Source organism: Arthrobacter sp. J156 (assembly GCF_056172865.1).
The window spans coordinates 705,067-717,189 of record NZ_CM149650.1; the positions used below are offsets into that span (position 1 = coordinate 705,067).

7 protein-coding genes are annotated in these 12,123 nt (G+C 72.7%); 1 reads left to right on the plus strand and 6 read right to left on the minus strand.

Annotation, left to right across the window (positions count from 1 at the left end; translation table 11 throughout):
- Positions 1-28 precede the first annotated feature (28 nt).
- The 6 genes from AC0QR5_RS03320 to AC0QR5_RS03345 form a co-directional block, all read right to left on the minus strand.
- Positions 29-2,566 (minus strand): ComEC/Rec2 family competence protein, encoded by a 2,538-nt coding sequence (locus tag AC0QR5_RS03320; RefSeq protein WP_329861394.1) that lies wholly within the window; start codon positions 2,564-2,566, stop codon positions 29-31.
- Positions 2,563-3,381: a ComEA family DNA-binding protein gene (locus tag AC0QR5_RS03325; RefSeq protein ID WP_329861393.1), complete on the minus strand. Its 819-nt coding sequence runs from the start codon at positions 3,379-3,381 to the stop codon at positions 2,563-2,565. The genes AC0QR5_RS03320 and AC0QR5_RS03325 overlap by 4 nt, the downstream gene beginning before the upstream one ends.
- Before the next feature lie 213 nt (positions 3,382-3,594).
- Complete coding sequence (locus tag AC0QR5_RS03330; RefSeq protein WP_329861392.1) at positions 3,595-4,653, minus strand: DegV family protein; 1,059 nt, start codon at positions 4,651-4,653, stop codon at positions 3,595-3,597.
- A gap of 50 nt (positions 4,654-4,703) precedes the next feature.
- A complete protein-coding gene (gene leuS, locus AC0QR5_RS03335; protein ID WP_430632752.1) occupies positions 4,704-7,295 on the minus strand; it encodes a leucine--tRNA ligase in 2,592 nt (863 codons plus the stop codon).
- A 167-nt stretch (positions 7,296-7,462) separates the two neighbouring features.
- A complete protein-coding gene (glpK, locus tag AC0QR5_RS03340; RefSeq protein WP_329861390.1) occupies positions 7,463-8,980 on the minus strand; it encodes a glycerol kinase GlpK in 1,518 nt (505 codons plus the stop codon).
- A 175-nt stretch (positions 8,981-9,155) separates the two neighbouring features.
- Positions 9,156-10,907, minus strand: a complete 1,752-nt coding sequence (locus tag AC0QR5_RS03345) for a glycerol-3-phosphate dehydrogenase/oxidase (RefSeq protein ID WP_329861389.1) — start codon at positions 10,905-10,907, stop codon at positions 9,156-9,158.
- 150 nt (positions 10,908-11,057) lie between these two features.
- Here AC0QR5_RS03345 and AC0QR5_RS03350 point away from each other — a divergent pair, with 150 nt between their 5' ends.
- On the plus strand, positions 11,058-12,095 hold the full coding sequence (locus tag AC0QR5_RS03350) for a sugar-binding transcriptional regulator (protein WP_329861388.1): 1,038 nt from the start codon (positions 11,058-11,060) through the stop codon (positions 12,093-12,095).
- Positions 12,096-12,123: the final 28 nt, after the last annotated feature.

Consider the following 12,123-nt stretch of genomic DNA (forward strand, 5'->3'; position numbering starts at 1 on the left):
CCTTTCCCTGCGCGCGTGCCCTTGCATCCTATCCCCTGCCCCGGCGTGGCGCCGGTGCGTCCGGCGGACCCCAGGAGCGCAGCTCGAGCACGCCGTCCCCGGCCGGGGAGACGAGGACGGTGCCGTCGTGGTCGGTGCGTCCCGTGAGCACCTCGGCGGCCTTGAGGGCCTCGAGTGTCTGGGGCGCGGGGTGGCCGTAGCTGTTCCCGACGCCGACGGAGATGAGCGCGATGGACGGCCGCAGCTGCTCGATGACCTCGGCTCCCCCGTTGCGGGCACCGTGGTGGCTGACCTTGAGGATGTCGGCGTCCAGTCCCGGGTGGCGCGCCAGCAGTGCCGACATGGCGCGCGCCTCGATGTCTCCCGTGGCCAGGACCGATGCGGTGCCACCGGGGACGGCGAGGTCCAGGCGCATGACGAGGGAGGCATCGTTCTCGGCGGCGGCCCCGGCGGCGGGAGGCGAGAGCACCGTCCATCCCACCGTTCCCAGCCGCCCGTGGGCCCCTTCCGCGATCCTCGTCGTCTCAGTACCGGCCGGAAGCCCCTGCGGCCGCGCGTCGGCGTCGGCGCTCGAGTAGTACACCGGGCCGACCGAGCGGCCGCCCATGAAGACGCCGCCGACCCCACCCGCGTGGTCGGCGTGCAGGTGGGTCAGGAAGACGGCGTCGACACGCTGCACGCCGAGGCGGTCCAGGCAGCCCCCGACGGCTTCGGGGACCTCCCCGGCGTCGATCACGATCGCGCTCTCCGGCCCCGTGGCGACGACGATGCCATCACCCTGGCCCACGTCGCAGGCGGCGAGGATCCAGGGCCCGGGATCCGGGCGGAGCAGCGCCGTGGCGGGAAGGGCCAGCCCGGCGAGCAGGGCGGTGGCGGCGCACGCCAGCAGGATCGGCGCATGCCGGTCGAGGGCGATGAGCCCCGGGCTCCGCGACGGGGACCGGACGCCCGCGGCGAGGCGTTCCCTCCTCGCCGACGACGTGGCGGCCCAGGAGGCGGCGACGAGCAGCACGCACAGCAGCACGGCGGTCGCGACGCCCGCCGTGCCGGAGGGCCACGGGATGGTGGCGCCGGGCCAGCCGGCCACGGCCCTGCCGATCCCGCCCACGGCGGCCGCGGGAAGCCCGGCGCACCAGATCATCGGCCACGTGGCCCAGGGCGGCAGCGCGGCCAGCAGGAGCCCGGCCGTGCCGACCACGGTGACGACGGGAACGAGCGGCGCGGCGGCCACGTTGGCCAGGACGGCGTAGACGGAGACCTCCCCGCTGAGCCCAACGAGGACGGGAAGGCAGAACACCTGGGCGGCGAGGCTGATCGCGATGCCCTCGGCGAGCCAGCGCGGAAGGAAGCGGGTCATGATCAGCGCGAGCGGACGGCCGAGGACGACGATCCCGGACGTCGCGAGGACGGAGAGCTGGAAGGCCGGTTGGCCCGCATACCAGGGATTCCAGGCCAGGAGGGCCACGATGCAGACGCAGAGCGAGGCGAAGGCCTGGCGTCCGCGCCCCAGGTACACGGCCACGGCGGCGATCGAGCCCATCACGGCGGCCCGGACGACGCTCGGCTCGGGATGGACGAGCAGGACGAAGCCGGCCAGGGCGGCCAGGGCCCCGACGAGAGCACCGGTCCGTCCCAGCCGCAGGGCACGGGCCAGCCACAGCACGGCCCCGAGGATCATCGCGCAGTTCGCACCGGACACGGCCGTCAGGTGCACGAGCCCCGAGTCCTTCATGTCCTGCGTCAGCTGCTCGTCCTGGCCCGAGCGCTCCCCCATCACCATCCCGGGCAGCAGGGCGGGCCCGTCCCCGGGCAGGGCCGCCGCGTGCCCGCTGAAGCGGCCCCGCAGGTGCTCGACGGGGCCGCTGGCGACCGCGCCGTCCACATCGACCGGCGCGCTGGCCCGGATCCAGTAGTCGTGCCGGTCACCGGGCCGTGCGGGGCCCGCGCGGCCGATCCCGCTGATGCGCGCGCCCGCCCTGGGGGCGGCCGCGCCGAACTGGTCCCTGGAGAGGAGCAGCATGACCTCGTTCCGTGCGGGATGCCACGCGTCGCCGGAACGGTACCGCTCGAGGGTCGCGGGAACCATCCACTGGCCTCCGGCCTCGGAGGAGCCGGCGTCTGCGTCGTCGAAGCGGCCGGGAGCGGAGGCCAGGAGGGAGGCCGTCCCGGTGGCGACGGCCGTGAAGCGCAGCGACGCCCCGGCGGACAGGTGCGCGTCGAGGCCCGGCGAACTGGTCTGCACGCCGTGGACGGCTACCGCCGTGGACACGAGGGCCGCGCCGGCCAGGGCCGCCGCGAACGGCGACCACCAGTGGTGGGCCCACGCGAGCAGACCACGGTTGCCCAGGAGCGACCATGCGAGCCATGCCGTTGCCGCCGCCGCCGCTACGGCGGCCCCGGCCGCGATCAACGGCTCCACGTGGACCAGGCCGGCGGCGGCAGCCCAGGCTCCGCACACGGCCCAGAGCCCCCGGATGTCGAGGACCTCCGTGCGGGGCACTCCCGGTTCGGCCGGATCGGCCCGCACGAGCGGGCCCAGGCGTGCCGCCAGCCGTGCCCGGCTCATCCGAACACGACCAGGCCCTCGAGGCGACCCATCATGGCGGGGCCGATGCCGGAGACGGCGTCGAGCTCGGCGATCGACGCGAACGGGCCGTTGCGTTCCCGGAACTCGATGATGCGTCCCGCCAGTGCCGGGCCGATGCCGGGAAGCGTCTCCAGTTCCGCGGAGGATGCCCGGTTGACGTCGACGGGGCCTCCGCCGCCGGCGGGAGGCGCGGCGCCCGGGGCTGCAGGCGCCGCACGGGCCGGGGCGGTCCCCTGCGCGGGGATGAGCAGTTGCTGGCCGTCCTGCAACGGCGCGGCGAGGTTGACGGCCGAGGGTTCGGCCGTGGTCGTCATGCCGCCGGCGGCCTCGACGGCGGTCGCGCCGCGGGTGCCCGCCGGAAACGTGTAGACGCCGGGGTCCTCGACTTCACCGGCGACGTGGACGACGACGGTGCCGGCCTCACCGCTCGCGGGTGCGGCGGACGTTGCCGTGCCCGCCCCGGCGGATTCGCCGGATCCCGCGGCCCGGGCTCCGGCGTCCGCATCGGGTTCGGTGTCGGCCCCGGCCCCGGCGTCGAGGTTCGGTCCGGATCCCGTGTCCGCCGCGCCGTCGCGCCCTTCCTCGGTGGCGGCGCTCGGCTCGAGTTCGACGCGGCCCAGCAGACCCCCTGGGCCGGCCAGGGGATGGAACAGAAGGCTCACGGCGATCCACGCGAGCGCGCCGAAGAGCAGGCATAACAGGGCGCCGCGTCCCACCCGGGCCCGTACGCGCGTCGCGAGGCGGGCCGGCGCCGACTGCGATTGCTCCCTGACTTCCCACCGGTGCCGCACCATGGACCCACGGTAGGGCGGGCCGTGCCACGCCGATCCGGCGTCCGTGTCCCTTGTGGACGATGCCCACCGTCCCGAGGCTGTGGAGGGGGAAGGCTCCGCGGACGGACGGTAGCTACCGCGTGGCGCGCCCCGCCGAACGTCCGGGGAGGCCGGGTCTCCGAGGCCGTGTATGGGGCGGCGCGCCGGCGGGCCGCAGCTTCGATGGGCCCGCTGCTACGAGCGGTCGGTGTCGGACGGCTCGGAGGGGCCGCTGCCCGTGGTCTCGTCGCCTTGGACCGCCGGCGAGGGGCCCGTGTGTTCCGGAGTGCGGGGACGGCTCGGAGCGTCCACCGCGACGGCCAACACGCCCGCACCCGTGTGCGCCGCGAGGACGGCGGGCAGGGAGACGCACCACACGTCGCCGTGGGCGCTGCCGGCGAGCTCGTGGACGAGTTCCAGGGCCTGGGCCCGGTTGCCGAAGTACTGGACGGCCATGCGGGCGCCGTCGTGCCGGTCCGCGGCCGCCGATCGGGCCAGGTCGACGAGCCGGGCGAGCGCCTTGGGCAGGGTGCGGACCTTGTCCTTGACGACGACCTGCCCGTCCGCGATGCCCAGGATCGGCTTGACGGCCAGGAGCGTTCCGATCATCGAGGCTGCCGTCGTGATGCGCCCGCCCCGCCGCAGTTGTTCCAGGCTCGGCACGGCGAAGCAGATCAGGTGGTCGGCCGCGTGCGCGGCCGCGCCAGCGACCTCTTCCGGCCCCGCGCCCGCCTCGGCGGCGGCGACGGCGTCCATGACGGCGAAGCCCTGGGCCAGCGCGACGGTCTGCGTGTCGATCACCGTGACGGGAACCGGGCCGTCGGCGCCGGCCAGCCGCGCGGCGTCGACCGTGCCGGAGAGCCGCCCGGAGATGTGGATGGAGACGATGTGCGTCGCGCCGGCCTCCGCGAGCTCCCGGTAGCTGCGCGCGAAGAGCCCGGGGGCCGGACGGGAGGTCTGCACGGTCTTGCCCATGGCGAGGGCCAGCGCGAGTTCGGTCTCGACGTCGTCGAGTCCCTCCGTGTAGATCTGTCCGTCGATCATCACGGGCATGGGAACGACCCGCAGCCGGTCCGCATGCGCCGCGGCCCACTCGGGCGGGACCGCGGCGGCGCTGTCCGTCACCACGGCGACGTGCGCCGGGGGTTCCCGCCGCGGGCGCGCGGACGCGACCGGACGGCCGCGCAGCCGGTCCAGCCACCCCGCGGAGGGGGTGCGCCGGACCGGACGCTCGGAATCGCCGTTGCTGTCCATGGCTCCAGTCTGCCTTGTGGGATCCGCGGACGGTAGCGGCCCGTGCCGGGTCAGGCCGGGACGATGTTGACGAGCTTGGGTGCGCGGACGATCACCGTGCGCAGGCCGCGGCCGTCGAGGACGCGTTGGACGGCCGGAGAGGCCAGGGCCAGCTCGCGCAGCTCGTCCTCCGCGATGCCCGGGGAGACCTCGAGACGGTCGCGGACCTTGCCCTGGACCTGGACGACGGCGACGACCGTCTCCTGCACGAGCAGCGCCGGATCGACCTCCGGCCAGCCGGCGTTGGCGACGGAGGGCTCGTGGCCGAGCCGGGCCCACATGTCCTCCGCGGTGTACGGGGCGAACAGGCTGAGCAGGATCGAGACGGCCTCGACGGCCTCGCGCACCGCCGGGTCGGCCGCGCCGGGGCCGGCGTCGATGGCCTTGCGGGTCGCGTTGACGAGCTCCATGGTCTTCGCGACGACGACGTTGAACTTGCCCGAATCGAGCAGCTCGGCCGCCTCGTGCAGCGTGCGGTGGGTGGCGCGGCGCAATGCGGCGTCACCGCCCGCGGCCGGCGTTCCGGCCGGGCTCGAGACGTCGCCGGCCAGGCGCCAGGCACGGGCCAGGAACTTCGCGGAGCCCGACGGGGACACGTCGGCCCAGTCCACGTCGTCCTCGGGCGGCGAGGCGAAGATCATCGTCAGCCGGATGGCATCGACGCCGAAGAGGTCCAACTGCTCGCCCAGGTCCACGCCGTTCCCGAGCGACTTGCTCATGGCCTTGCCGCCGTTGAGCACCTGGCCCTGGTTCAGCAGGGCCGAGAAGGGCTCGGTGAAGCCGACCAGGCCGAGGTCGAACAGGACCTTGGTGAAGAACCTCGAGTAGAGCAGGTGCAGGATGGCGTGCTCGACGCCGCCGACGTATTGGCCGACGGGCAGCCAGTCCTTGGCCGCCTCGAGGTCGAACGGGCCCTCCGTGTAGTCGGGCGAGGCGAAGCGCAGGAAGTACCAGGACGAGTCGACGAACGTGTCCATGGTGTCGGTGTCGCGCTGCGCGGCCCCGCCGCACCGCGGACACTCGGTGTTCACCCACTCGGTCGCCGCCGCGAGCGGGGACGTCCCCTTCGGCGCGAGGGCCTCGCCGCGCAGGTCGGAGGGCAGGGTCACGGGCAGCTGCTCGTCCGGGACGGGCACCTCGCCGCAGTCCGGGCAGTGCACGATCGGGATCGGGGTGCCCCAGAAGCGCTGGCGGGACAGGAGCCAGTCGCGCAGCCGGTAGTTGACCGTGTGGCGGCCGGTTCCGGCGGATTCCACGATCTCGATGGCCCGGGCGATGGCCTCCGCCTTGCCGAGGCCGTCGAGCGGACCCGAGTTGACGAGCGTGCCGTCGCCGCCCGTCGCGGTGCCCGAAACGGCCGGGTCCTCCTCGCCCGTGTCGACGACGAGCCGCACGGGCAGGTCGAAGGCGCGGGCGAAGTCGAGGTCGCGCTGGTCGTGTGCGGGCACGGCCATGATGGCCCCCGTGCCGTAGTCGGCGAGCACGTAGTCCGCGGCCCATACGGGCAGCTTCTCGCCGTTGAGCGGGTTCACGGCGTAGCGGCCGAGGAACACGCCGGTCTTCTCGCGCTCGGTGGACTGCCGTTCGATCTCGCTCAGGGCCTTGACCTGCTCCTGGTAGGCCTCGAGCTCCGCGCGGTGCTCCGGCGCGACGATCTCCCCCGCCAGTTCGGCGTCCGCGGCCACGACGAAGAACGTGGCTCCGTACAGGGTGTCCGGCCGGGTCGTGAAGACGGTGACCGTGCGCTCCGCGGCGCCGTCGGCGGCCTCGATCGCGAACTCGACGTGCGCTCCCTCGGAGCGGCCGATCCAGTTGCGCTGCATGGCGAGCACGCGCTCCGGCCAGTGGCCGGCGAGCTGCTCCATGTCCTCCAGCAGGCGGTCCGCGTAGTCGGTGATCTTGAAGTACCACTGGTTCAGGGCCTTCTTGGTCACGGGGGTTCCGCAGCGTTCGCAGGCGCCGTTGACGACCTGCTCGTTGGCCAGGACGGTCTGGTCCTTCGGGCACCAGTTGACGGGGTGGTTCTTGCGGTAGGCCAGGCCCTTCTCGTGGAAGCGCTTGAAGAGCCACTGGGTCCACCGGTAGTACTCGGGGTCCGAGGTGTGCAGCCGGCGGGACCAGTCGGCGCTGATCGCATAGCGCTTGAACGAGGCGGCCTGGGTCTCGATGTTGGCGTACGTCCACTCGGCGGGATGGGCGTCGTGCTTGATCGCGGCATTCTCCGCGGGCAGGCCGAAGGAATCCCAGCCGATCGGGTGCAGGACGTCGTAGCCGCGCTGGCGCCAGTAGCGGGCGACGACGTCGCCCATGGCAAAGGCCTCGGCGTGGCCCATGTGCAGGTCGCCCGAGGGGTAGGGGAACATGTCCAGGACGTAGCGTCGCTCCCGCGTGCCGTCGTCGACCGGCGCGAAGACGTTGAGCTGCTCCCAGACCGGGGCCCAGGTGGCCTCGATGGAGGCGAAGTCGTAGCTCCGGCCTTCGTCCGCCGAGTTCCGGATGGTGGTGCTGTTCTCGCTGCTCACTGGTGGTCTTCCTCGTTCAGTCGGTGCCTCGCGGGCCGTGCCCGCCGTGTGCCCCTCGGGGCAAACAAAAACCCCTTGCATGCAAGGGGTTGCCGTACGGGGTGCGGTGCTGTCAGCGCACTTCGTACGGCAGGCGGCGTAGGGACGTCCGTTCCATGGCTCCATGGTACCCCAGCGGGGCCGCGGGGACGCCCCGGCCGCCCGCTCCGCCCGCGGTGCGACGGCGGGGCGTGGCCGGCCGCCGCCGTTCAGACGACGTCGTCGTCGATCCAGTCGAAGGTCCGGGTCACGGCCTTCTTCCAGAGCCGCAGGCGTCGATCGCGCTCCGCCGGGTCCATGACGGGTTCCCACCTCTTGTCCTCGGCCCAGTAGCCCTCGAGCTCGCCCAGGTCCTTCCAGAATCCGACGGCGAGCCCCGCGGCGTAGGCGGCGCCGAGGGCCGTGGTCTCGATGACGCGCGGCCGGACCACGGGCACTCCGAGCAGGTCGGCCTGGAACTGCATCAGCGCGTCGTTCGCGACCATGCCGCCGTCGACCCTCAGCTCGGTCAACGGGACCCCGGTGTCGGCGTTGACGGCGTCGAGGACCTCGCGGGTCTGGAAGGCCGTGGCCTCGAGTGCCGCCCGCGCGATGTGGCCCTTGTTGGCGAAGCGGGTGAGCCCGACGATCGCCCCACGGGCATCGGGCCGCCAGTAGGGCGCGAACAGCCCGGAGAACGCGGGGACGATGTAGACGCCGCCGTTGTCCTCGACGGAGGAGGCCAGCTCCTGGGCCTCGGCGGCCGAGGAGACCAGGCCGAGGTTGTCGCGCAGCCACTGGATCAGGGAGCCGGTGACCGCGATCGAGCCCTCGAGGGCGTAGACGGGTCGCCCGTCGCCGAGCTTGTAGGCGACGGTGCTCAACAGCCCGTTCCCGCTGCGGACGATCTCGTCGCCCGTGTTGAAGATGAGGAAGCATCCGGTGCCGTAGGTGTTCTTGGCGGCTCCCCGCCCGAAGGCGGCCTGTCCGAAGGTCGCGGCCTGCTGGTCCCCCAGGATGCCCGCGACGGGGACCTCCCGCAGGAGCTGGGAGCCGTGGACCTCTCCGTACACCTCGGAGGAGGACCTGATCGCCGGCATCATGGAGCGGGGAACGCCGAAGTCGGCCAGGATCGACTCGTCCCAGTCGAGCGTCTCCAGGTCCATGAACAGCGTGCGGGACGCGTTCGTCACGTCGGTCACGTGCACGCCGCCGTCGGGACCCCCGGTCAGGTTCCAGGTCAACCACGCATCGGTGTTGCCGAAGAGCAGCTCGCCCCGCTCCGCCTGCTCCCGCGCTCCCTCGACGTTGTCCAGGATCCACTTGATCTTGGTTCCCGAGAAATAGGTGGCCAGCGGGAGCCCGACCCGGGGTTCGTAGCGGTCGATGCCGCCGTCGGCAGCGAGCTCGTCGACGATGGGCTGCGTCCTGGTGTCCTGCCAGACGATGGCGTTGTAGACGGGCCGGCCCGTCGACTTGTTCCACACGACCGTCGTCTCGCGTTGGTTGGTGATGCCGACCGCGGCGATGTCGTGGCGCGTCAGGTTCGCCTTGGACAGGGCGCTCCCGACGACCTCGCGCGTGTTCCGCCAGATCTGAAGGGGATCGTGTTCCACCCACCCGGCCTGGGGAAAGACCTGCTCGTGCTCGAGCTGCCCGGTGGAGGTGATCCGGCCTTCGTGGTCGAAGACGATGGCGCGCGTGCTGGTGGTTCCTTGATCGAGAGCGATCACGTACTTCTCACTCATGTGTTTCACCTCGTGTTTCACGTCGATGTGCAGGCAGGGAACGGGCGGGCCGCGACCAGGACGCTGTCGGGCGGACGAAGGCCGGGGACTCAAGGCTATCCCGGCCACGAAGGGGCGGGGTGGCCGGCCGGGCCGGTCGCCTGGCGCGGGGCCGGGCACCGGTTCCCGGCGCGGGCTAGGCAGGCAGCGGGTCGCGTCCCGAAGCCGTGGCCCGGGCCGGTGTCGCCTCGTCGGAGAGCCGGACGCCGTGGCGTCGCCGCAGGACGTCCCGGGCGTGCTCGACCTCCGCGGCGGTCTCCGCCTCGTCCCACCCGTGGTGCCGCGCCAGGACGGTGGCCGCTTCCTCGAGCAGGGCGTTCGTGACGAGGCCGCGGAAGGCGAGCGACGTACGCCGGATGAAGACGTCGACGAGCCGTGCCGCCTGCTCGTGCCGGGCCAGGTACCCCAGCTCCCCCACTGTGAGCTCGTCGCAGGCACGGAGCGGACGGTCCCCCGCTCCGCAGTGCTCGAGGACGCGGTCGGCCCCCGTTCCGTAGCGTTCCAACAGGACTTCGAGCCGCCGCCGGTCCGCACGGCCGACCCGCCGGGTGAACCAGTCCTCGAGCGCGGCCGGATCGAGGGGGTAGTCGCGGCCTCCGCCGATCGCGAGGTCCTGGGTCTGGACCGTCCGCGTCCGTCCGCTCTCGGCCAGGACGTCGCGGGCCAGGTGCTCGGCCAGGGCCCGGAACGTCGTCCACTTCCCCCCGACGAGGGTGAGCATCGGGGTCCCGCCCGCCAGGAGCGTGCGCTCGATCCGGTAATCCCGGGACACGAAGCCCGGCTGCGTGTCGGCGTGCCGGGGCAGCGGCCGGACGCCGGAGAAGGTGTAGACGATGTCGTCGCGGCCGACGGCGATGTCCGGGAACACGTGGCGGATCAGCTCGAAGAAGTACCTGGTCTCGTCGTCGGTGCAGACGGGGTCCTCGGTCATGTCCGCCTCGATGTCCGTGGTGCCGACGAGCACCCGGTCGCCGATCGGGTAGATCAGCACGATCCGCCCGTCCCGGTGCTCGAAGAAGATCTCCCGCCCGCCCGTGGCCCGCAGGAGCTCCGGATGGTCCAGGACGATGTGGCTCCCCTTGGTTCCGCCCATGAACGCCGACGGCCGGCCGACCGAGTCGTTGGTGAGATCGGCCCACGCTCCCGTCGCGTTCACGACGACGTCGGCCTGGAACCGGAACTCCTCGCCCGTCAGCTCGTCGCGCAGCACCGCGCCGTCGGCGTCGTGGCGCACGAGGCCGAGGTAGTTGGAGGCCCGTGCCGCCGGATGGGCCTCGAGCCCGGACTGCAGCACGTCGAGCGTGAGCCGTTCCGGGTTGTGCACGGAGGCGTCGAAGTAAGTGGCGGTGTACTTCACGTCCGGACGGAGCCGAGGCAGCGCCGCGAGCGACTTCCGGCGCCCGTGGAAGGAGTGCCAGGGCGTCCTGCGGCCGGCGCGGAGCCCCGCGAAGCAGTCGTACATCACGAGCCCGGCCTTGATCAACACGGCGCCGCGTTCGGTGGGGCGCCCGTTACGGTGCCGCAGGAAGCGCAGGGGCGCCCCCAGGATGCCCGAGAACGTCGAGAACACGGGGATCGTGGTCCGCAGGGGCTTGACGTGGTGCGGTGCGATGGCGAGGAGCCCGTTGCGCTCGGCCACCGACTCCTTGACGAGCCGGAACTCGCCGTTCTCGAGGTACCTGATGCCGCCGTGGATCATGTGCGACGACGCCCCCGAGGCCCCTTGGCAGTAGTCGCCTCGTTCCACGAGGGCGACGTCGACTCCCTGCAAGGCGAGGTCGCGGAACGTGGCGACGCCGTTGATACCTCCTCCGACGACGAGGACCTCGGCGCGGGGCCGGTCCTTGAAGGCCTGGACGTGGGCGCGGGGTGGAAGGCTCTGGGGCACGGGGAATCCTCACGGGCGGGAGTCGGTAGCTGGCTTCGGCGGGCCGAAAGACGGCCCGTACCAGTAGTCTTGAAGGCGCTGGGATGTTGCGTCAACGCCTGTGCACAAACGTGCAGAATTCGCGGGCGGAGCACGGGAGGAGGGGATCGGATGGCCGTGAAACGGCTCGGAAATGAGCGGATCCACCAGGGCCGCCCAGAGGACGCCGACCCGGTACGGGACGCGCAGGTGCTGCGCTCGGCGCAGTTGTACTACCTGCAGGACCTCACCATGGACGCGATCGCCCGCGAGCTGCGGGTCTCCCGGTCCACGGTCTCGCGCCTGATCGCGCGCGCCCGCCAGACCGGCGTCGTGAGCTTCGTGATCAACAAGACGGGGTCACCGGTACCCGAGCTGGAAGGCCGCATCGCGGACCGCTACGGGATCTCCGTCCACGCGGTCCCCACGGACCGGGAACTGGGCGAGGCACAGGTGCTCGAACGCGTCGCCGTGCAGGCCTCCGAGGTGCTGGCGAACCTCGTCGGCTCCGACATGATCGTCGGCGTCGCCTGGGGCGCGACGGTCAGCGCGATCAGCCGCCACCTCAAGCCGCTCCCGACGCGCGGCACCGTCGTCGTCCAGCTCAATGGCTCGGGGAATGTGCAGTCCTCCGGGATCGCCTACGCCTCCGACATCCTGCAGCGCTTCGGCGCGGCCTTCGGAGCGCGCATCGAGCAGTTTCCCGTGCCGACGTTCTTCGACGACGCGCGCACGCGGGACATGATGTGGCGTGAACGCTCGGTCCGCCGCGTCCTTGACCTGCAGGGACACATGGGGCTCGTCGTCTTCGGCCTGGGCACCGTGGACGCGGACGTCCCCAGCCACGTCTACCGGGGCGGATACCTGACGGCGGAGGACCTGGCGGAGATCCGGGACCGCGGCGTCGTCGGCGACGTGGCCACGACGTTCTTCACCTCCGACGGATCGACGGATGCGGTGGGGCTGAACCGGCGCTCCACGGGTCCCTCGCTCGAGGTCCTGCGCCGCGTCCCGCGCCGGGTCTGCGCCGTTGCCGGGCGGTCGAAGGTCCCCGCCCTGGCGGCCGCACTGGAGATGGGCCTCGTGACGGACCTGGTCCTCGACGAGGCCGCCGCGGCAGCGCTCCTGGACCTCCTCGACTCGCGGGACGGCGCGGGAATGCGGGCCTGACCCGTCGGGGAGGCCACGCGCCGCGACG